Source organism: Teretinema zuelzerae (assembly GCF_021021555.1).
Taxonomy (GTDB): domain Bacteria; phylum Spirochaetota; class Spirochaetia; order Treponematales; family Treponemataceae; genus Teretinema; species Teretinema zuelzerae.
The window spans coordinates 1381610-1403686 of record NZ_JAINWA010000003.1 but is presented as its reverse complement, the minus strand read 5'-3'; the positions used below and the strand labels follow the sequence as shown (position 1 = coordinate 1403686).

The 22077-nt window shown below is 59.2% G+C and carries 19 protein-coding genes; 7 read left to right on the top strand and 12 right to left on the bottom strand.

The features are described from left to right. Positions 1–20: 20 nt before the first annotated feature. From K7J14_RS13430 to K7J14_RS13400, 7 genes are all read left to right on the top strand, one after another. A complete protein-coding gene (locus tag K7J14_RS13430) occupies positions 21–1004 on the top strand; it encodes a PstS family phosphate ABC transporter substrate-binding protein (protein ID WP_230757353.1) in 984 nt (327 codons plus the stop codon). Positions 1005–1013: 9 nt separating this feature from the next. Beyond that, entirely contained in the window at positions 1014–1910 is an 897-nt protein-coding gene (gene pstC / locus K7J14_RS13425) for a phosphate ABC transporter permease subunit PstC (protein ID WP_230757351.1), read from the top strand. Beyond that, positions 1910–3193, top strand: coding sequence for a phosphate ABC transporter permease PstA (gene pstA, locus K7J14_RS13420; RefSeq protein ID WP_230757347.1), 1284 nt, complete (start codon positions 1910–1912; stop codon positions 3191–3193). Before pstC ends, pstA begins: the two co-directional genes overlap by 1 nt. Positions 3194–3197: 4 nt before the next feature. Continuing rightward, positions 3198–4046, top strand: a complete 849-nt coding sequence (gene pstB / locus K7J14_RS13415; RefSeq protein WP_269062467.1) for a phosphate ABC transporter ATP-binding protein PstB — start codon at positions 3198–3200, stop codon at positions 4044–4046. Positions 4047–4108: 62 nt separating this feature from the next. Then, entirely contained in the window at positions 4109–4774 is a 666-nt protein-coding gene (gene phoU / locus K7J14_RS13410) for a phosphate signaling complex protein PhoU (protein ID WP_230757343.1), read from the top strand. A gap of 26 nt (positions 4775–4800) precedes the next feature. Next, positions 4801–5508 carry a response regulator gene (locus K7J14_RS13405; RefSeq protein ID WP_230757341.1) on the top strand — a complete coding sequence of 236 codons (708 nt, stop codon included), beginning with the start codon at positions 4801–4803 and terminating at the stop codon, positions 5506–5508. Next, positions 5505–7304 (top strand): ATP-binding protein, encoded by a 1800-nt coding sequence (locus tag K7J14_RS13400; RefSeq protein ID WP_230757337.1) that lies wholly within the window; start codon positions 5505–5507, stop codon positions 7302–7304. The genes K7J14_RS13405 and K7J14_RS13400 overlap by 4 nt, the downstream gene beginning before the upstream one ends. A gap of 4 nt (positions 7305–7308) precedes the next feature. Here the strand turns inward: K7J14_RS13400 and thiD are convergent, their stop codons facing one another. The 12 genes from thiD to K7J14_RS13340 form a co-directional block, all read right to left on the bottom strand. Beyond that, positions 7309–8238, bottom strand: a complete 930-nt coding sequence (gene thiD, locus K7J14_RS13395; RefSeq protein WP_230757330.1) for a bifunctional hydroxymethylpyrimidine kinase/phosphomethylpyrimidine kinase — start codon at positions 8236–8238, stop codon at positions 7309–7311. A gap of 37 nt (positions 8239–8275) precedes the next feature. Next, entirely contained in the window at positions 8276–8917 is a 642-nt protein-coding gene (thiE, locus tag K7J14_RS13390; protein ID WP_230757327.1) for a thiamine phosphate synthase, read from the bottom strand. Next, positions 8907–9770: a hydroxyethylthiazole kinase gene (gene thiM, locus K7J14_RS13385; protein ID WP_230757324.1), complete on the bottom strand. Its 864-nt coding sequence runs from the start codon at positions 9768–9770 to the stop codon at positions 8907–8909. The genes thiE and thiM overlap by 11 nt, the downstream gene beginning before the upstream one ends. Next, complete coding sequence (gene thiC / locus K7J14_RS13380) at positions 9760–11085, bottom strand: phosphomethylpyrimidine synthase ThiC (protein ID WP_230757321.1); 1326 nt, start codon at positions 11083–11085, stop codon at positions 9760–9762. The genes thiM and thiC overlap by 11 nt, the downstream gene beginning before the upstream one ends. A 360-nt stretch (positions 11086–11445) precedes the next feature. Further along, positions 11446–11937, bottom strand: coding sequence for a cyclic nucleotide-binding domain-containing protein (locus K7J14_RS16275; RefSeq protein WP_230757318.1), 492 nt, complete (start codon positions 11935–11937; stop codon positions 11446–11448). Further along, complete coding sequence (locus K7J14_RS13370; RefSeq protein WP_330165603.1) at positions 11934–12704, bottom strand: ion transporter; 771 nt, start codon at positions 12702–12704, stop codon at positions 11934–11936. Before K7J14_RS13370 ends, K7J14_RS16275 begins: the two co-directional genes overlap by 4 nt. Positions 12705–12761: 57 nt before the next feature. Then, on the bottom strand, positions 12762–13931 hold the full coding sequence (locus K7J14_RS13365; protein ID WP_230757314.1) for a J domain-containing protein: 1170 nt from the start codon (positions 13929–13931) through the stop codon (positions 12762–12764). Further along, positions 13928–14797, bottom strand: coding sequence for a glycerophosphodiester phosphodiesterase (locus K7J14_RS13360; RefSeq protein ID WP_230757312.1), 870 nt, complete (start codon positions 14795–14797; stop codon positions 13928–13930). Before K7J14_RS13360 ends, K7J14_RS13365 begins: the two co-directional genes overlap by 4 nt. Next, a complete protein-coding gene (locus K7J14_RS13355; protein ID WP_230757309.1) occupies positions 14794–16611 on the bottom strand; it encodes a histidine kinase N-terminal 7TM domain-containing protein in 1818 nt (605 codons plus the stop codon). Before K7J14_RS13355 ends, K7J14_RS13360 begins: the two co-directional genes overlap by 4 nt. Beyond that, positions 16608–17774: a PP2C family protein-serine/threonine phosphatase gene (locus K7J14_RS13350; protein ID WP_230757305.1), complete on the bottom strand. Its 1167-nt coding sequence runs from the start codon at positions 17772–17774 to the stop codon at positions 16608–16610. Before K7J14_RS13350 ends, K7J14_RS13355 begins: the two co-directional genes overlap by 4 nt. Before the next feature lie 53 nt (positions 17775–17827). Beyond that, on the bottom strand, positions 17828–20107 hold the full coding sequence (locus tag K7J14_RS13345; protein ID WP_230757302.1) for an adenosylcobalamin-dependent ribonucleoside-diphosphate reductase: 2280 nt from the start codon (positions 20105–20107) through the stop codon (positions 17828–17830). A gap of 97 nt (positions 20108–20204) precedes the next feature. Next, positions 20205–21896, bottom strand: a complete 1692-nt coding sequence (locus tag K7J14_RS13340) for a sensor domain-containing diguanylate cyclase (RefSeq protein ID WP_230757299.1) — start codon at positions 21894–21896, stop codon at positions 20205–20207. Positions 21897–22077: the final 181 nt, after the last annotated feature.

Genomic DNA, 22077 nt, shown 5'->3' with positions numbered 1-22077 from the left:
GACCTATTGGAGGTACAGAAATGAAACGCAGTATCGCTTTAACAGCACTGGTTCTGACGGCCGCCTTCGCGGTCGCCCAGAGTTCCGCGGGAAAGTTCCCCTGGCTCGACAAAATGAGCGACGATCCGGATAAAATGCTTCCCGGCGTAGACCCCACAAAGGTGACCGGCAACATCGTAACCTCGGGTTCATCGACTGTATTCCCCCTCTCGGAAGCAGTGACCGAACTCTTCGTGAAAGAAGGCTATACCGGCCAGATCAGCATCGATTCCATCGGCTCCGGCGGCGGACTCGAGCGCTTCGGCAAGGGCGAGCTCGACGTAGCGAACGCTTCCCGCGGGATCAAGGCGAGCGAGATCGAGAAAGCGACCGCTTCCTACGGTTCCGATCCCATCGAAATCCGGGTCGGCACGGACGCTCTGGCCGTCTGCGTTTCTTCCAAAAACACGTTCGCGAAGGATGTGACCAAGGAAGAACTCGCGAAGATCTTCTCCGACGCCGTTTACTGGTCCGACGTGCGCGCTTCCTGGCCCAAAAAGGAAATCAAGCGCTACATCCCCGGAACGGATTCCGGAACCTTTGACTACTTCACCGAGGAAATCTTCAAGAAGAAAAAAGAGCCCATACTGGGAGCGAAAAATCTCCAGATGTCCGAAGACGACAACGTGCTGGTGCAGGGCATCTCCGGCTCCGAGTACGCAGTCGGCTTCTTCGGCTATGCCTACTTTAACGAGAACAAGTCCCGCCTCAAGGCCCTTTCGATCGGGGGCGTGGTTCCCAACCAGGAGAGCGTGGACAAGGCGACCTATCCGCTGGCCCGCCCGCTGTTCATGTACGTGACCGGCAAGACGCTTAACGATAAGCCCCAGGTCGCGGCCTTCATTAACTTCTACTTGAGCAACGTAAACCGCGTGATCAAGCGCGTCGGCTACTTCCCGGCTCCTGCGGCTGATCTCAAGAAGGCCAAGCAGGCCTGGCTCGACGCGACTAAGGGACGGTACTAGGACATGGCGATGGGAACGGCTTTAGCCGGGAAAAAACGCCCCGGCGAGATGATGGTGCAACTGTTTCTGCTGTTCGCGGCGGGAGTATCGGTGCTTACCACGCTCGGAATCGTGGTTACGCTCGGCAAGGAGTCGTTCCTGTTCTTTCGCGAGGTGAGCCCTATAGAGTTTCTGACGGCCCGGAAATGGCAGCCGCAGATAGAAGAGTTCGGCATCCTGCCGCTCTTTACCGCGACCGTCGTGACGAGCTTGATCGCGATGATGATCGCGCTCCCCGCGGGACTCGCCTCCGCTGTATGGCTTTCGGAGTACGCGCCTGAAAAGGCGCGCTCCGTAATCAAGCCGATTCTTGAAATCCTTGCGGGGATTCCGTCCGTCGTGTACGGATTCTTCGCCCTGCAGTCGGTTACTCCCGCGCTGAGGAACGTCTTCGGCGGGGAGAGGGTCGACGTGTACAACACGATGTCCGCGGGCATCGTCATGGGAGTCCTGATTCTCCCCCTCATTTCTTCTATGTGCGAGGACGCGCTTTCGAGCGTTCCGCATTCCATGCGCGAAGGGGCCTACGCACTCGGCGCAACCAAAATCGAAGTATCGCTCAACATCGTAATGCCCGCCGCCTTCTCCGGCCTCGCGGCGGCCTTCATCGTCGGCTTTTCGCGGGCGATCGGCGAAACCATGATAGTCGCCCTTGCGGCGGGAGCCGGCCCGAACCTCACGCTCAACCCCTTCCGCGCCGCGGAAACCATGACCGGCCACATCGTCCGCATTTCAGGCGGCGACCTCTCCTACGATTCTATCGATTACAATTCGCTCTTCGCAATCGGCCTGCTGCTCTTCCTCATCACGCTGGGCCTGAACATGCTTTCTTCCCGCCTGGTGCGCAAATACCGGGAGGTATATTGATGAACGCTTCCTTCCAATCCGCCTCGCTGCGGGAACGCCACCGCAACGGAAAAATCTTTTCCGCCCTCTTTTTCGCCTCAACCCTTTTCGCGATCGTAAGCCTGGTGACCCTGCTCGCGTCCGTTCTGGACCAGACGGCCGGCTGGGTGCTCATCGAATATTCGATTCCCGAGGCGGACATCGTTCCTTCCGACGACGAAGGAAATCCGATTCCCCTCGCGTCGCTCGAATCTGAAGGCCTTCTTTCCATTCTCGACGAAAACCTCGGCGGCCGCCGGCTCAAGGCCCTCGACCTTGAAAAGCCGCTTGCCGAACGCTCTCCCGGCGATCTCCGCGAACTGATTATCGCGGAAGTTCTCGAGCCCTCCGTCGTCCGCTCCTGGAACTTCGCCGAATCCATGCTGAGCCGCGAGTCGATTTTCCAGTGGGCAGCGGAAACGGTGCCGGAAGGATCCCTCGTGTTCCGCTGGTGGATAAGCTCCTCGTTCCTCTCCCATTCGCAGTCGTCGAACGCCCTGTTCGCCGGCGTGAGAAGCGCGATTCTCGGCTCCTTCATGACGATCGTTCTGACCATCCTCATCGCCTTTCCCCTCGGCCTGGGAGCCGCTATCTATCTTGAGGAATACGCCCGCGACAATCGGATTAACCGCTTTATAAAAACGAATATCTACAACCTTTCCGGCGTTCCGTCGATTATCTACGGAATGCTCGGGCTCGGCATCTTCGTCCGCTTCATGGCCCCTCTTACCTCCGGGGCCCTGTTCAGCGCGGCCTCGGCGGCAGGAGATTCCGTTCCGCTCGAAGCCGCCGCGCTCGCGGCCGACGGACGGACAATCCTGTCCGCCTCCTTGACCCTCGCCCTCCTGATCCTTCCCATGCTCATCATCAACGCCCAGGAGGCGATTCGCGCCGTGCCCCGAACGCTTCGGGAGTCCGGCTACGCGCTCGGGGCGACCCGCTGGCAGGTGATCTTCCATCACGTGCTGCCGTCGTCGATGGACCGCATCCTCACCGGAACCGTCCTCGCCGTTTCCCGCGGCATCGGAGAAACCGCGCCTCTCGTGCTCGTAGGCGCGTCCACCTTCCTGACCCAGGACCCCACGGGCATCTTTTCGAAGTTCACGACCCTGCCCATCCAGATTTATCAATGGACCTCGCGCCCCCAGAGCGAGTTCAGAAATATCGCCGCGGCGGCCATCGTCGTGCTGATGGTTCTTCTTATGTCTCTCAACTCAGCCGCGATCATCCTCAGAAACAAATTCCGCTCCCAAAGGAGAGTGTAACAGCATGTGCAACCCCGAAACTAATGAAACGGCGGCTTCGACCGTCCAGGCGCCCCTCGTGAAAACTCCCTCCGTCGAAACCCCGGCTTCAGACGTCGTCCTGAGCCCCTGGGCGATCGAAACCCGGTCGATGAACTTCTGGTACGGCAACTTCCAGGCCGTCATCGATCTGGACATGAAGATCGAACGGAACCGCGTCACCGCCATCATCGGGCCCTCCGGCTGCGGAAAGTCCACGGCCTTGCGCACTTTCAACCGGATGAACGACCTGATTCCCGGCACCCGGGTGGAAGGAGAAATTCTGTTCAACGGCCGCGACATGTACGGCCCGGGCGTCGATCCGGTGGCGCTCCGCAGCCGCATCGGCATGGTGTTCCAAAAGCCGAATCCCTTCCCCAAGACCATTCGCGAAAACATCATCTGGGGAGCGCGGATCAACGGCTTCCAGGGAGACCCGGACGAGCTGGTGGAAACAAGCCTCCGCCAGGTGTACTTGTGGGACGAGGTGAAGGACAAGCTCAAGAAAAACGCCTACGAACTTTCCGGCGGCCAGCAGCAGCGCCTGTGCATCGCGCGGGCTATCGCCGTCAGCCCCGAGATTCTGTTGATGGACGAGCCGACCTCGGCCCTCGATCCGATCTCCACCGGAAAAATCGAAGACCTCATGACCGAATTCAAGGAACGGTTTACGATCATCATCGTAACCCACAACATGCAGCAGGCCGGTCGCATTTCCGACGACACCGCCTTCTTCCTGAACGGAATCCTCGTCGAAATGGGTCCGACCCGGGAGATCTTCTTCACGCCGAAGGATCCCCGCACCGAAAACTATATTTCCGGGCGGTTCGGCTGATCCCGCTTTAAGAACGATCCGGCATGAGTTATACTGACCCGTAAGGGTCGAAGGAACCTGAAATGAGCATGACAAGAATGAACCTTGACGCCGAACTTTCCCGCGTGCGCGCGGAGATAACCGCGATGTCCGCCCGGGTGGAGGAGGATCTCAGAAAGGCCGTCCGCGCCATCCGCGAACGCGACGCCGCCCTCGCCGCCGAAGTGAAGGCGGACGACCGCACCGTGAACGCGATGCAGGAAAACATCCAGTACCTGTGCGCCACCCTCATGGCCATCCAACAGCCCGTCGCCCAGGATTTGCGCGAACTGGTCGCCGCCATCCGCCTCGTGGACAACCTTGAGCGCATCGGCGACTATTCCGTGCATCTGGCAAAAACCGCGATCAAGCTCCGCGACGCAACCGGCTGGCCCCGCCAGTTCGAGCTGCTCGCCAAAATGGGCGACGCCGGCTGCCTCATGATCCGCTCGATGACCGAGGCCTGGCTGAAAAAAGACATGGAAGGCGCGCGCTCCTGCGCCGCGGCCGACTCGGAAATAGACGCCCTTCATCACGAGCTCATGGGCGAAACCCTGAACTCTCTGAAAAAAGAAAACGCCGGAGCGGACGAAGCGATCAAGCTCATCCGCACCTCCGGCTTCCTCGAACGGCTCGGCGACCACGTTACGAATTGCTGCGAACTCGTCGAGTATGTCGTAACCGGGACTCACCGGGAATTGAACGACTGACGGCTCTTGCCGCATCGGAAGGTACGATGAAAAAAGCTACGATTCTGGTTGTGGAGGACGAGCGCGACATCCAGGAGCTCATCTCGTTCAATCTCGAGCGGGAAGGCTACACGGTCGTCGTTTCGGACAACGCCGAAAAGGCCCTCGATTTGATCCCCCGGCTCCTCCCCGACCTAATCCTCCTGGACATGATGCTTCCCGGAATCGACGGCTTCGACGCCCTGCGCCGGATACGCTCGTCGGCGACGCTTCCGCGGATTCCCGTCTTCATGGTTACCGCCCGATCGGAGGACGCCGACGTCGTCGCCGGCCTCGAGCTCGGAGCGGACGATTACATCTGCAAGCCCTTTTCGCCGCGCGTCCTCGTCGCCCGCGTGCGCGCCCGATTGCGCGAAATCAACCGCGAGCCGGAGGAGACAGAGAGCGATCTCAAGCCGCTTGCGATGCACGGCATCGAGCTCGATCCCGCCCGCCACGAAACGACCATGGGCGGAGAGCCTCTCCATCTTTCCGTCACCGAGTTCGCCCTGCTGGAGTTCTTCATGCGGAATCCCGGACGGGTGTTTTCCCGCCAGCGCCTCATCGACGCCGTACGCGGCGAAAACTACCAGGTTACCGACCGCGCGGTCGACGTGCAGATTCTCGGGCTCAGAAAGAAGCTCGGCGAGTCGGGCGATCTGATCGAAACGATCCGGGGCATCGGATACCGCATGAAAGAGGAATCGAAAAAATGAGCGTCACCAACCGCACGAAACTGTTTTACTGGATCTATCCGCCCTATCTCGCCACCGCCCTCGTCTGCGCCCTGGCCTTCACCGCCTTCACCTCGAGCCGGGCGTCCGACTTTTTCTTCGAACTCACCTCTCTCGAGCTGCACGAAACCGCGAAGCTCGCGGCGAACGCCTTCGAGCCCCTTCTCTCGTCGGACTCGCCGAAGGAATCCCTCGGCGCCCTCGCTTCCGCCTTAACGAATAACACGCAGATCCGTCTTACCGTTATTGATCCCGACGGACTCGTGCTTGCCGACACCGTCGCCGATCCCTCCGCCATGGACCTTCACCTCGACCGCGACGAAATCCGCCGCGCCTTCTCCCGGGGGTCGGGCTCGGCAGTCCGCACCTCGGTTTCAACCGGCATTACCACCACCTACGAAGCGGTCGCCCTCCGCAGGGCCGACGGTTCGCCGCTGGCGATCGTGCGCGCTTCCATGCCCTTCAGCATTCTCGGAACCCGCAAGAACGAGCTCGCCCTCCACGTGTTTCTGTTCGGCTTCGTAATTCTCGCCCTCGTCTCCGTCATCGCCGGCCTTCTCGCCCATCGCCTCGTCCAGCCCATCCTGAGAATCCATTCGGGAGCCCGCCTTTTCGCCCAGGGCAGGCTCAAGGATAAAATCCCCGAAACAGGCCCGCGCGAAGTCGCCTCCCTCGCCGCCATGATGAATAAAATGGCCGAGGATCTCGACTCGAGAATCCGCATCGTCGCGAGCCAGCAGGCCGAACTCGCCTCAATCCTCAACGGCATTCCCGAAGCGGTCGCCGTAATCGGACCTGCCCTCGACGTTCTCGCCTGCAATCCCGCCTTCCGAAAAATGTTCCAGCTCCCCGCCCTTCCGCCCGAGACGGGCTCTCCCTCATGGGGCGCCCTCATCGCCCTCACCCGCAGCGCCGAGCTTTCCGATTTCATGGCCGCCGCCCTCCATGCCGAGGGTCCCCTCGAAGCCGGCATCACCCGCTACGCTCCGGAAGCCCGCCAGCTCAGGCTCATTTCCTCGCCCATGGGGCAGGGGAAGTCCGTGCTGGTCATCAGCGACCTCACCCATCTCAACCGCCTGGAAACCGTCCGCCGCGACTTCACCACCAACGTATCGCACGAGCTGCGCACGCCGATCACCTCGATCAAGGCCGCCCTCGAAACCCTGCAGGATTCCGGCTTCGACGACGCCGAGCGCGCCCGCAATTTTCTCACGATGGCCCTCCGGGGCACCGGCCGCCTGGAAGCCATCCTCTCGGACCTCTTTTCCCTGGCCCGCATCGAAGAAGACGAATCGCATGGAATCGAAACTGAAGCCGTAGACATGGACGCTCTGATCGATGGAGTCGTCGGCGAAGTACGCTCGGCCGTTCCGGATTCCGTCGTCATAGAGCGCGGCCCGGATTGCGAAAGCGGTCTCGTTGTTCCTGCGCACCCGGGGCTTTTGCGCCAGGCCCTTTCAAACTTGCTGGAGAATGCGTCGAAGTACGCTTCTTCCGGCGGCCCTATCGCCGTGTCCGTCTACGCCGAGGACGGCAACGCCGTCCTCTCGGTCGCGGACAAAGGCCCGGGAATTCCCGCTCGCGACCGCGAGCGGATCTTCGAACGCTTCTACCGAATCGACCGCGCCCGCTCGCGGGACACCGGCGGCACCGGCCTCGGCCTTGCCATCGTCAAGCACATAGCGCGCGCCCACTCGGGCTTCGTCACCCTCGACTCCGAGGAAGGCTCGGGCTCGATTTTCCGCATACACATTCCCCTCGTTCGCCTGCAGCGATAGCGGCCTATAGTCTCGCCGAAAGAGCGGCCGCGAGCCGCTCTTTCGCCCGCGCTATCGCCTCGGCGATATCGCGCCCCGAGGCGAGCTCGGCGCAGATACCCGAGGAGAGCCGGCATCCCGTTCCCCTCTCGTTCCCTCCGAATACCCTCTTGCCGGCGAACCACCGGATCGTCCCGCCCGAGATCAGGCAGTCGTCGCAATCGCCTGAAAGGTGTCCGCCCTTCGCGAGAACAGCTCTTCCCGTTTTCCCGGCCAACGCGATGCCTGCCTTCTCCATGTCTTCCTTCGACCGCACCGTCATTCCGGCCAGAATCGAAAGCTCTGCCATGTTCGGCGTGATCAGATCCGCCAGAGGAAAGAGAAACTCGATCAGGGCGCGCACCGTATCCGGCGCCGTCAGGACGAGTCCGCTGGACGCCTTGAGCACCGGATCAACGACGATGCGTTTCTGTCCGCGGCGCGCGAGCGCACCCGCCGCCGCTTTCACGGCTTCCGGCGTCGGGAGAAGCCCGATCTTCACCGCGTCGGGCGCTATTTCTCCGTAGACCGCCTCCAGCTGGGCTTCCAGCATCGCAGGCTCCACGCAGGCGATCGCTCCCGAGAGCCCCTCGCAAGCGCGAATCGCTCCGGCAGAGCGCTCCGCGCCGCCTGAACATCCGCGAACTGCCGGCAAGGGGTCCTCTCTGCCGGGTTCGACCGTCGTCTGCCTGCATGCCTGAGGCATTTCGTCGTCTCTGCCGGGCTCGACCGTCGTTTTGCCGTCCCCGCACGGCTGTTCTTGCCGCGGACCGGTTGCCCCGCGCGAGTTTTGCGCGATCACCGCGGTAACGCATCCCATGGCGCGCAGCCCGTATTCGCCGAACGTCCGAAGGTCCGTGAAAATTCCCGCGCCCCCGGTCGGATCGGTCCCCGCGATGGAGAGCGCCGCCCTCATTCGGCTTTCCTCGCGCTGGCGGCTTCAGCAGGCGTTTTCATTCGGCCTCCCGTTTGCAGACAGTCTCAGCCAGCCTTTTCAGCTTCCGCGCGGCTTCGCGCACCGTGCCTCCCGCCGGCGAAAAAAGGGCCGAGATCACCGCGATTCCCGCTATCCCCGAGCCGGCAAGCCGCCCGATGTTTCCCTCCCCGATGCCGCCGATGGCGACGACGGGTATGCTTACGGCGGCGGCTATTTCTCTCAGCGTCCCGATCGAAACGCTTTCCGCGTCGGCCTTCGATCCGGTCGGAAACACGGCGCCGACTCCGATGTAGTCGGCGCCCTCGCGTTCAGCCCGCGCGGCCTCCGCGACGGTTCCCGCCGACACTCCGAGAATCTTGTCCGGCCCGAGAATTTCCCGCGCCTTACGGACGTCTCCGTCTCCCTGGCCGATATGCGCGCCTGCGGCGCCCGAAAGTTTCGCCGCCTCGGGGTCGTCGTTCACGACGAGCGGAACCGCGGCCGCGTCGGTTATCGCTTTGAGCGCGCGCGCTTTTTCCGCGAGTTCTTTCGATCCGCATCCCTTTCTTCTGAGCTGGACGATCGTCGCGCCGCCTTCCAGGGCTTCGGCCAGCTTCGCGGCAATGTCCGGAGAATCGTCGGTCACCGCGTAGAGAGTGTAGTCGATGTTATCTGGCATCCAGGCGCATTCCTTCCCCGAGGGTCCGGCCGTCGAGCCGGGAGACCGCGTCGATGAGGGCGACCCTGAACGAACCCGTTCCCGCCGCGCCGGCCGCTCGCGCTGCCGCTTCTCCGGCGAGTCCGATAGCCGCGATCCCGCCGGCTGCCGCATGCAGGTCCGATCCGGTAATTTCAGCGCGTCCGGCATCCCGAGCCGCCGCGCGTCCAGAGGCGAGCCATGCCCCGAGCAGGGCGGAAAGCATGCACCCGGACCCGGTGATCTGCGCCATCATGGGGTGGCCGTTGGAGACGGAGAGTATCTTCGCTCCGTCGGAGATGTAGTCTACGGCTCCGGTGACCGCTACCACCGCCCCCGTTTTTTCCGCGAGCCTCGCGGCGGTTTCGCCGTCGGCTTCGGTCGCCTGTCCCGTCGCGTCGACTCCGCGCGTTCCGCCCTGTCCGCCGAGAAGGACGGCGATTTCCGAGCGGTTTCCCCGTATCACGGCGAAGCGGAACTCCTCGACGAGAGAGAGGGCCGTCTTCGTTCTCAGCGCCGAGGCTCCGGCTCCGACCGGATCAAGGAGAATCGGAATATTCTTTTTCGCCGCCGCGCGCGCGGCCAGCTTCATGGACTCGATGGTCCGTTCGTTGAGCGTTCCGATATTTATGACAAGCGCTTGCGCGATGGACGCGATCTCTGCCGCTTCGGCACGGTCGTCGGCCATCACGGGAGCGGCCCCGGCGGCGAGCAGGATGTTCGCGCAGTCGTTCACGGTAACGTAGTTGGTGATGCAGTGCACGAGCGGTCTGAGCGTTCTGATATCGTCGCAGAGAGACGCGATCGCTTGCGTTTCGCAGGTATTACAGGACATCGGAGGCCTCCCCGGAGATCACGCGGTTTACGTTGCGCACCGCGCAGAGCTTTCCGCACATGGTGCAGCTGTCCTTTTCGCTCGGCTCGGATTGAGAGCGGTAGAGGCGCGCTTTTTCAGGATCGACGGCAAGGGTGAACATCTGCTCCCAGTCGAGATTCTGCCTCGCCCTGCTCATGCGGTCGTCGCGATCCCGCGCACCGGGAACTCCCTTCGCTATGTCCGCCGAGTGGGCCGCGATGACCGAAGCGATTATTCCCTCCCGAACGTCTTCCAGCGTGGGAAGCCGCAGATGCTCGGCCGGCGTCACGTAGCAGAGGAATGCCGCTCCCGCCGCCGCCGCGACGGCCCCGCCGATAGCCGCGGTGATGTGGTCGTAGCCGGGAGCTATGTCCGTCGTCAACGGTCCGAGCACGTAGAAGGGAGCGTCGCCGCAGAGCCTCCGGGCTATCGCCATGTTCGCTTCGATTTCGTCCAGGGCCATGTGCCCCGGGCCTTCCACGATCGTTTGCACGCCCGCCTTCCGCGCCCGCTGTACCAGATCTCCGAGAACTATGAGCTCTCCGATCTGCGCTCCGTCGCTCGAGTCCGCCGTCGATCCCGGCCTGCACGAATCCCCGAGGCTCACCGTCACCTCATGCTCAGCGCAAATCGCTAGCACTTCGTCGAACCGCTCGTAGTAGGGATTTTCTTTTCCGGTTTCGGCCATCCACGCGAACAGGAGAGATCCTCCGCGCGATACAAGGCCGGTAAGGCGGGCGCCGGTTTTGCTTCTCTGGATGATTTCCTCCGCGAGGCGCTTCGTCAAACCGGCGTGAATCGTCTGGAAATCGACTCCGTCCTCGGCGTGGAGGCGTACCGATTCGATCCAGTCGTCCGAGGTGATTTCCCTCAATGGTTTGTTCGCCCGGGCGACGGTATCGTATGCGGGAACCGTTCCGATCATGAGCGGCGATGTTTCGATTATCGTTCTGCGGAGCCGCCGGGTGTCTCCGGCGGAGCTCAAATCCATGAGGGCATGGGCGCCGAGCTTTTCGGCGAGGCGCACTTTCTCGAGCTCTCCCTCTGCGTCCTCGATGTCCCGGGAGGTTCCCATGTTTACGTTGATTTTTGTTTTCAGCTTGCGGCCCACCGCGCGGGGCTCAAGCTTGAGATGCCGTCTGTTCGCCGGCAACGCCGCCGTTCCCGAGGCGATCATGTCGCGCAAAAGAGCGGGTTCGATTCCCTCGAACCGCGCGGCCTCGCGCACCTCGGCCGTGATCTCGCCCGAACGCGCCGCTTCCATCTGACTTTTGCAAGTCCTTCTCTGTTCCATCGATCCTTCCTTTCGGCATGCAGGAAGAAACCGGGAATAGCCTAGCTCCCCTGGAGGTATCCCGCCCGAAGGCGGGACCTCTCCTCGGGCCTGGAGGGAATAAAAAACCCCTCCGGCTTCGGAGGGGCAGTACGACGAACCTGTCCGGCCGCGGGCGGCTGATACAGTTCGAACGATCCGCTATGCTTCCCTACGCCAGTGTTAACTGTCAGGTTCCAAGGGTCAGGTTTTAACCTTCTCAACCGTGAGGTTCCCCCGCAAGCCGTATGCTTTTAGTGTCGATCCGCTTATATCATGCTTCGTCCCGTCGTGTACAGGGGGCTTCAGGACTTTCGCGTTTCCGCCGCCCTGCGCATCCGGTCAGGTCGTCCGTTCTTTGGTGATTTCTTCCACCTGCCGGTCGAACTCGGGATACCGGGTCCGGAGCACGTAGAAATCGTCCTTTTCAAGCCGATACCCGGTTCCGTAGTTCAGCGCGATGACGCTCGCGTTCCGGTACTGGTTCGTAACGAGGGCCATTTCCCCGAACGTCGATCCCGCCCCGAGCCGCGCGACCTCCGTCCCGTTTATTTGCACCAGCACTTCGCCGGCCGCGAGGAAATACATGCAGTCGGCGAATTCTCCCTGCCTGATGATGAACTCCCCCGGGAGGAATACCTGCGGCTTCATGAGGCGCACCGCCTCCCGCAGGAAGAGCTCCTCGGCGCTTTTGAAAATATGCACCTTGGAAAGCATGTCTTTGTTGAGGAACAGCCTGATTTCCTGCGAAAGCCCTCCGGGAATTCCGTCGAGGGCCGTCGTCATGTCGACGCCCTTCTGCTTCGTCCACAGGTACGAGTAGTAATCCTTCACCCGCTCCTGAAGATCCTTCGGATGTTCTGGGAGATCATGTACGCGTTGATTTCTTCCAGCTTCCGCTGCCAGTTGCTTCTGGATATATCGAGATTCGATATCAAGCTCGATACGTTCGCGACTACGTACGAAAACATGCCCACTCCGAAGAGCTCCACCAGCAGGGTGTAGAACACCTGGATGTTGCTGTCGTGGTCCGGTCCGTAGTCTCCGTACTCGATGGTGGAAACGGTCGTGATCGCCCAGTACAGGCCTCTCAGGTATTGATCTCCGGCGTTCCGGTGCGCTTCTCCGGCTCCTATGAGAAGCCATCCGATAACGATTCCGTGGACCGTCAGAGCGAGCCAGTACGCGAAATGGATAAGACGCCAGACCGAGGGGAGAATCGGTATCGTTTCGCCGAGTTCACGGAAAATGCGCGAAACCTTGCAGAGCTTTACGAGCGACAGCGCATGCAGGGCGAGCATCGCCGTTTGCGCCGGACTATCGGGCTGAATCCCCGCGCCGGCGGCGAGGAGAACATATTCTATCGGCGCTGCTGAAAAAAGGTCGATATAAAAATCCTTCTTCAGATATCTTCCGCGTATCTCGGCGAACGATTCGTATTTGATGTGTCCTATTTTCACTGTGGTGAAGAAGTTGAGGGCCGCGTCGACGATGAATACGCAAACGGCGCCGACGTATATTGCGTCGACCGAAAACGAGTCGAATACGATGCGGTAGAAGGTGTTGATGAAAAAAACGAGAATCGCCGTCAAGACGGACAAGTTCCAGATAACGCGGAACGGATGGTTGTAGGGTATCGGCCGGTCGGGCCGCGTATATTACAGTTTCGCCGTGAAGGCTTCCGAGCGGACGGTTATATTGTGCCTGCGGAGATCTTCCGCGCAACTGTCCATTTCTTCTTCCGTAAGGAGGCCGCGGTCGATGAAGTATCTGCCGATGGGGAGCTTCATGAGCCGTTGTCTGCCCATGACGACGGAGAATTCGCCGGGCTCGATGCTGCCCATCCGCAGGGCCGCCTGGCCGAACAGTTCTCCGGCCTTTCTCTGCGTCAGCGTTTTGTGTACCGCGTGTCTCGTCATATAGCCGAGCTCTACCGCGATGTCGCCGGTCCTCGGCCGGGACCGGTACTGCCAGCACAGCGCCCGTATCAGCGTATTCCAGTCGATCTTGCCCAGATAATACAAGTATTGCGCGAGCCTCAGTTCCGTTCTCGGCAGCGGTCCGGAATGGAATACCCCCGCTCCTGCCGTTTCAACCCTGCTCCGGGCGCAATCGGCCCCGCCGTCCGTGTTTTCGCTCCGGCTCTTGCGCGCATCGCGCGTTTCTGCGCTGTCTCGCCGATCGGCATGTGCGTGCGATCGGTTCCGGGCATGTCTGCGCGTTTGCGCGTCCGCGTTCTCCCGCGGGCGGTCTTCCTCCGCGGCGCGCGAGTCTGTTCGCGAATCGGTGCGCGAATCGGTGCTCGAGTCAGTTCGCGGGCGCCTGCGCGACTGCGCTCTCTCGTCCGAACCGGCGGCCTGTGCGGCTTGCCATGCCGGGCCGGCACTGTTTTTTCGGGCTGAGTTATCGCTTCGGGCTGAGTTATCGCTTCGGGCTGCGTCTTCGCCGCGAACCGGACTTTCGCTTCGGGTTGAATTATCCCTTCGGGCTGCGTCTTCGCCGCGAACCGGACTTTCGCTTCGGGCGGAATAGGCCCGGGGAGCTTCTGCCGCGCGCGCTTCAAGGTGATGGTAGGCGCCGCTGTTCCATGAATCCAGAACAAGCTCGTATGCGTCCTGCAGCGATCTGAAACGATTCGCCAGGTATTCCGGATCCTTGCCGAGAACCGCCGCCTTGTCCGGATGGTACTCGTGCGCGCGCCGGTAAAACGCTTTTTTGAGCGCCCTGGGATCGAGCCCCTGAAGGTCCGGGCTTCCGAGGCGCACCTGGCGGCCAAGCACTAAACTGAGATTCCGTTCCAGACTGATGCGCTCATGTACTTGATTCATCTGTTGAATGTATCGGCCTTCCCGGCTCTCTTTTTATTGTTTTCGTCCAGTTCTTTGATATGTTTTACCATTCGATGAGGATGGTTCGTTATTATCGTATCGACTCCCATCCGGTAGAGCTTCCGTACCTGAGCGTCCTTGTTGACCGTCCAGCAATTGACCTTCTTTCCGGCGGCATGAATCCCGCGGGTTTTCCGCGCGTTGATTTCGAATACGGAGGGATGCACCGCCTCGTGCGCGATCTCCTTCATAAGCGGCCGGGTGTCTCTCCGAACTTCTACGCAATACAAGAAACCCTGCGCGATTTCCGGCATTTCCGCGCGGAAAAACTCCAGGGCCGCCGGATCGAAGCTCGAGACGATGATGTTCTCGCGCAGATCGGGAAATTCGGGCAACAGTCCGCGCAGACAGTTCGCGGTCGTTTTCGCGGTTCGCAGCGCCTCTTTTTCCCTCGGGCTTTCTCTGTCCCGGGCAAGGGGAGGATAGAACCTCCAGAAATGGAGGATTTTGTCGAAGAAGGGGTCGAATTCCATTTCGGTTTTGATTTCGATGTTTACGATGCTTCCCTTGGGGCGCTCCCGGAGAACTTCTTCCAGGGTCGGTATGCGTTCTCCCTTCCATTCGCTTCCGAAATGCGAACCCGCGTCGAGTTTCTGCAGTTGTTCGAGCGTATAGCCGCGCACCGGTCCGGCGCCGTCGGTCAAATCGTCGAGTCGATCGTCATGGAAAACGACCGAGATTCCGTCCTTCGTGCATTGCACGTCCAGCTCGATGCCGTCCGCTCCGGATTCCCAGGCAAGCCGGAATGCCGGCATCGTATTTTGCGGTGCGAGAGCCATCGCTCCCCGGTGCGCGAGAACTTTCATAACGAGCGCTCCTCCCTTGAAGACTGCAGTTCGATGCGGAATATTACGGGGTCCAGCGACGTCAATTTCAGCGTTCCCCCGTGGCGTTCTTCGATTATCTCTTTGGACAGGCTCAGTCCGATTCCCGTGCCGTCGTCGCCTGAGCGCGTGGTGAAGAAGAGATCGAAAATTTTCCCCGAATCTTCAGCCTGAATCGGCGTTCCCGTATTCATGATTTCGCACCAGATCCGGTCCGGATCGCCTTCGCATGTTCCGGTCTTCACATGGATCATTCCCCGTCTTCCGATCGAGGCGAACTGCTCGCGGATGCCCTGCACGGCGTTCGTCAGGATATTGAATATTACCTGATTGATCGCGGCCTTCTGGACCCGCACCGCCTTCGTTTCTCCGTAGAGTTTGACTACGTCGGCGATTCCCCGGTATTCGGCCTTCATGATTTCCAGGGTTGAATCGAGGCAGTCTTCCAGTTTCACCGCTTCCCTGTTCGTTTCGGCCGAGCCCTGCCGCGTAAGGGACAGCAGGGATCTGACGGCCGCTTCGATGCGTTCGAGGCCCGAGTTGATTCCGTTCGCGAGCGAAAGGACTTCCCGTGTTTCCTCGGAATCGGGATCGGGGCATTTATCCTTGATGAGCCGGTCGAGAAGTTCGCTCAGGCAGCGCACGTCGCTTTTCAGATAACTCAGGGGATTGTTGATTTCATGGGCGAGTCCGGCGGTGAGCTTGCCGATCGACGCGAGCTTCGCGCGTTTAAGAAACTCTCCCTTGATGAATGCGTTTTCCGTCTGAAGCCTCACCCGCTCGGAAACGTCTTCCAGGACAACGATTATGCCGTTCGCCTCCGACCCCGCCGGCTGGACCGTCCAGCTCAGGTGGCGCTCGTTCAGGAATATCTGGCCGGTCGTTTTTTCTGCAACCCCGCTTTCCGGCGAGACCTCGGCTTCTTTAAGAAATCCGAGAATCAGCGGATACCTGGAGGTTTTCTGCCCGACGGCCACGGCATCGAGTCCGAGATAGCGGTCCGCGGCCGCGTTGTGGTCGGCGATCAGCCCTGTCCGGTCGAGAACCAGAATTCCAAGGTCTATTTGCTGGAGAAGAACGCCGCGCGAAACCGGCATTACCCAGAACAGGCGGTGCAGATACATGCCGAGCAGGAACGATATTCCCGAAAGCGCGTAGCCGAGCGGCGTGAAATCCTTCACGATGCCGTGCAGAGGGCTGGTGATCCGCAGCAGATTCGCCGCCGCCGGCATAAGGCATCCCGCCGCGATCCACACGGATTGCCGGTGGTACAAATTCTGTCCCGTTACATACGAGCGCAGCAATACCACGCATCCGATGAAGATCGCGCTCCATGAATAGCCGAAGGCGAGCCAGTACAGGGGCCCGTAGGTCGGCCGTATGATCGAGTATCCTTCATTGCTGATAATCTCGATTGTTCTCCAGAACAGATGATGGCTGTCGTTGGTGAAAACTACGATGGGAAGAATAACAGGGAATAGTATCGCGGAAACGATGAGCGCCGGAATCGTATGAGTGATCCATCCGGTGTATCGAAAGGAGAACGAGATCCACGCGATTGGAAGGTAGGCGAACGCAATGTATTGGAGCTTCGCAAAAAGGATCGTGTTTTCATCGGTGCGGGAGATCAGTTCGAGGGCGTTCGTCGCCATCAGCAAAAAGCACAGAAAGAGGTACCAGAGAAGAGACTGGGCCGCCGGTTCCTTTCGATACGGAAAGGCCGCCGCGAATGACGCAATAAGCGCCAGCTGGGCGAACGGCGCGAGATTGATGAAGAGGGTAAAGCCGGAAGTCATGTAGTCTGCCTGATAATATTGTCGATGGCGATCAGCGTTACGTCGTCGGTAAAATGGTTTTCCGGTATGAACATCCTGAAATCCTCGACGAGGGCCTCGGCGGTGCGATGCATGTTCTTCGAGACGATCGTGTTTTCAAGCTCTTCGCTGACGGTGAAAAAATGCGGAACCGATTCCACCAATCCGTCGGTATGGAGGAGAACCCTGTCTCCGGGGAGAAATACCCGTTCCGTCTTGTAGAACTCCGCTTTCGGAAAGGCTCCCAGCATGGGGTTCGGAGTCCTGAGCGCTTCAGGCTTTCCGTCGCGCAGGTGGATGAGAGCGGGCATGCCCGCCGTCGCGACTGCCAGGAGCTTTGTGGACGCGTTTACGTAGAGGGCCGTCAATCCGACCAGCGTTTCCGGGCTCGCTTCCAGCATTTTGCAGAAATGCGCGTTCATCGTGTTCATCAGCAGGTCGGGCTTCGTCATCAATTCCGGCTTCGCGGAAAAGAGCGCGTCTATTCCCGTTTTTATCATCCCGGCGATCATCGCAGATTTCGTCCCGTGTCCGGTTACGTCTCCCAAAAGGACGAGCAATCCTCCCTCCGCCGGAGTGCGGAAGTCGCAAAAATCGCCCCCGCATCCGTACTCCGCCATCGGCTGGTAGGCAAGGTCGATCTCGACTTCCGAGGTCATGGGAATATCGAAGGAGAAAAGCTTGGCCTGGAATTCGCCTGTTTCCCTCAGCATGTCCTCGATGCGCCGCGTCAGGGTGTTGTTCTGCTTTCTGATCGTCCAGATGTCCCGGGCCTTGGAAATTTCGGAGGCGAGAGCCTCCCTCGTCCATGGTTTGAACAGAAGACTTTGAATGGAGGCGGAGATGGCTTTTTGTATGTTTTCAATATCGGAATACGCGGTGAGCAGTATCGTCTGCACTTCAGGGGCGGATTCCCGCACCTTCGCGAGGAGCTCGCTTCCGCTCATGTGGGGCATGCGGAGATCGGAGATGACCAGAAAAAGATTGTCCGGAGGAGGGGCGGTATACGCCGCGGCCTCTTCCGGATTTTCAAAGCGCGTTATGCGGAATTCCTCTGATCCGAAGGCCATGCGTATTTCACGTTCCAGGGATTGCGTCACCCGATTTTCATCGTCAACAAGTACAATTTCCGGAATACCGCTCATATTCATGCCTCCAGGAGGAAAAAATGTCCAACTACATTTACATTATAGCATTTTTAGGTGCATTTACTATATCCGCAGGAAAAACAACTGACGCAGCCGTCCCGGAAGGAGAGGAGTTCGCCGCATTCCGGGCATTCCCTGTCGCTGGTGATCACCTCTTCTCCGTCCCTGATGTAGGTTTTCAGAACCCGCGCGATGCAGCGTTCCACATCGGTAAAGTTCGTATCCTTCTGGAGCTGGGAAATAATGAACTGCAGCGGCGTTCCGTGGCGGAGCGCCATCGAGATGAACCGCGCAAGCGAAGCGTCCGGTGAATTGAAGGCCGAGGTGAAGTCCTCAAGAACCGTCTCCTCCGAGCCGTTGACGAAGACCAGGTCGTAGCGGCCCTTCGCGGCCTTTCGCACCAGCGCCTTCCGGTCGTCGTCTATCCCAATCTTCCCGTCAGTATCGTCGAGAACGAAAATCTCATAGAGGGTTCCGTTGAGGAATCCCGGAATGACGACGTATTTCCGCTTTCCGCCGGCAACGCGGTGGATTTCGCACGGCAGGTCGCGGGGCCGCGCCGGAGCCACCCGCCGGTGAACCCCTTCTTCCTTTTTGCCGGAATATTCCAGAATGCCCTTCATGCTTCCTTCCGGATTGAAGGTGGTGAACCCTTTCAGGCCCTTTTCGTAGGCGTACATGAAGAGGTTTTTATACTCCTCGAAGCTCGTGCCCAGGGGAAGATTCAGCGTCTTCGAGATGCTGTGGTCGATGTATTTCTGGAACACCGCCTGCATGTCGATGGACTGGTACGGGTTGATGTCGAGCGTGGTGACGAAGGCCTCGGGGACGACGATGTTTTCCATCGGCTCGTTCTCTTTTCCGTTCAGGCTCTTCCACAGTTTCCATGCGTAGTCGCTCACTTCCTCCGTCCGCGTTTCGTCGCCGCGGCCGGTGCGTATGGTTCTTTTAAAGGAGAGGGCGAAAATCGGCTCGATTCCGGAGGAGCAGTTTTGTCCCATGGACAGGGAGGTGGTTCCGGTGGGCGCAACCGTGTTGAGCTGCACGTTCCTCATGCCCTGCGTTCTGATCTTCTCCCGGAGTTCGGGATCAAGAGTTTTGATGAAGTTCGCCTGCAGGTATTTTTCCGCGTCGAAGGCCGGGAAGGAGCCCTTTTCGGCGGCGAGGTCGCTGGAGGCCGAATACGAGGCGTCGCGGAGGGTTTTCGCGATCTGTTCCGCAAGGACCAGAGAGGCCTCTTCTCCGTATTTCATCCCCATCATGGCGAACACGTCTCCCAGTCCGGTGAAGCCCAGTCCTACCCGGCGCCAGTCGCGGGAGAAGGTTTTAATCCGCTCCAGCGGATAGTCGGTCGCGTCCAGCACGTTGTCCAGGAATCGGATGCCGATTCCGCAGGTCCGCTCGAAGGCGGCGAAGTCGAACGAAGCGTCCGCGCTGAACGGCTTCGCCACGAAGGAAGCGAGATTCACCGAGGAAAGACAGCACAGCGAGTACGCCGGCATCACGAGCTCTCCGCAGGGGTTCACCCGGTCCATCTTGAAGGCCCACCAGCCGTTGTTGTAGCGCTCTACCGTGTCCGCGTTGAAGATTCCCGGCTCGTTATGGATAAAGGCGTTTTTCGCCAACAGGTCGTAAAGGTGCTTCGCCTTAACGGTTTTAAACGTCCTTCCCTTCCAAACCAGATTCCAGTCCGCGTCTTCCTTCACCGCCTTGATGAAGTCGTCCGTGATTTTTACGGAGATATTGAACTGGGTCAGTTCCTTGTTCTGTTCGCCTTTTTTCGCGGTGATGAATTCTTCGATTTCCGGGTGTGATATATCGAGGAGGGCGATGTGCGCGCTTCTCCTCTGTCCCCCGGTCATGATCGTTTTAGCCGACTGGTCGAAAATCCTCAAAAAAGAAATGACTCCGGAGGATTCTCCTCCGTTCGAAAGCTTCGCCCCGATCGGCCTGAGCTTGGAAATGTCGAAGCCGACCCCGCCGCCCATCTTGCTGATAGTCGCGTCGTCCTTCAGCGCCTCGTAAATGCCCTCAAGGGAGTCTTCTATGTCGATGGTGAAGCAGTTGTTGTAGTTTTTCATCGGGCTGCCGGGCCGCGCGTTCGCGAGAATCCGCCCGGCGGGCTGGAGCCGCCCCGAGATGAGCTCTTGATAGAACACCCCTTCCCAGTGCCGGCGTTTTTCTTCTGTGGTTTCCGCGGATGCTATTTCGCTCGCCACTCCCGTAAACACCTCTTCCGCGCTCTGTTCGCCGTACAGGCAGTATTTCTGGCGGAATATTTCTTCGCATATTGGTTGTTCCCATATCCATCGGGTCTGTGTGTTATTCATGCACTATATATAGCGTTGAGCGGGAATAAAGTCAATCTCGACAGGAAAACAGAACCGGCGGGCCGGGGCCGGCCTCCAGGGCTAAAAAACCGCGCTTCTAGAGCACCGAAAGCTTGTTTTTGCCCATTTTTTTCGATTGGTAGAGCGCCGCGTCCGCCCGCAGAAAGAGTCCTTCAAAGGTGTCTTCGGGCCGCGTGCGCGAAAGGCCGATGCTGATCGTATACGAAATTTCCTCTCCGGTTTCGGTATAGAAGTGATCGTTCTGGATGGATTCCCTCAGTTTTTCCGCCACGCCCTTCGCAGCCGCGATATCCGCTCCGGGAAGGATCACCAGAAATTCGTCGCCGCCGTATCTGCAGGCAATATCGGACTTGCGGATATTCTGCGTGATGCGGTTTCCGAGCTTCGCCAGCAGCATGTCGCCGGTCAAATGGCCCCAGGTATCGTTCACATTCTTGAAATTGTCGAGATCGATGATGATGAGCGACATGTCCCCGAACGCCGAGCGCGCCTCCGCGTTCCGCACGATCTCGTCCTCGATGAACCGGCGGTTGTACAGCCCGGTGAGCGTATCCGTCCTGGCCAGTTCGCGGTAATGCTGCTCCCGGACGCTCATTACTTCTTTTTCGCGCAAATCAGCCCGGATTTTGTCGAAGATGGCGAGGGTGAACAGCAGGGCGTCCATCGTGGTGCCGAACATGAAAATGTAGTTGACCGTAACCTGCGACTCGATATACGCGGCGCTGGACCACACGAAGGTTCCTGCGAACATAGCGATGAGCGCGAGCAGATAATACCTGGCTTCCCGGAAACCTTTGACGTAGCTGAGGACGGCCGTTCCGATTATGGCTACCGGCACGACGGCTCCGGTAATATACGCGATCTGGTTTGCCAGGTATGAAAATCCCGCGACGCCGATTACGGTTTGCGCGAGAAACAGAACAATGCACGCGTTGAAAAAGAGGTTCAATTTCGGATAGACGACCTTCACGGAAAGAAAGCTTTTAGAGAAGAGAATCATGAAGACGCCGACTCCGCAGAGGCTGATCCAGAGTGCGGCTTCAAGGACGGCGAAGGGCATCGGGATGAAGTAAAGATATCCGTGCACTCTCAGGTTGTACGCGAGCAGGCTGATCAGATACGCCAGATATATGGCGAAATATCTTCTTTTCAGGATGAGAAACGAGAAAAAATTGATGATTATGACCGCGACAAGTATTCCGAAAAACAAGCCGAACGCGAGATCGTCGGCCTGAGCCTGTCTGATTACCCGGGACGTTGAGTATATTTCCACGGGAACCCGCATGATGGTGTTCGTTCGAACCCGCAGATAAATCGGTTCGCGCACGTCGTGGGTATCGGGTATGCGGATATTCCATAATCTGCTGCGAATTTCGTTCGAAGCGGCGGGCCGTTTTTTTCCCTCTGCCGCTGAGCTTCCGTCGGAGAACCAGACATCGATGAGCTCGAGGCTCGCGTTCGGTATATGAAGGAAGGCGTCCTCTCGGAGCGACAGGTTTCCGGCGAGAGCTATTTTAATCCACCAGGATGATGCGCTTCTCCGGACGTACAGCGATTTCTTATCCAGGGGGAGAAATCCCGGATTCGCTTTTTTCAGACTTTCAATATCTATGGCGTGGGAAGGGTCTTCGAATACTTCAATGCCTGCGATGAGGTCCGCTCCGCCGGCCTGTTTCGGGCCGGGAATATAGGCCAAGGCGACGGCGCAGATCAACAGAACCGCCGCTGGGGTGAAAATGTATATGTCTTTCGTTTTTTTTGTATGCATGGCTTTCGAAAAGATGATACCTCAGAATTTCCGGTTTAACAGCCTTATTTCTCCATTTCCTCTTTTATTTTAGTGTATGGGAATATGGATGGGAACTATTTTCCCGTACGCCGGGCAATAAATTCCCGTTTTCTATAAAAAACATGTCAAAACCCCTGAAATCAGCTTGGCACGGATTTTG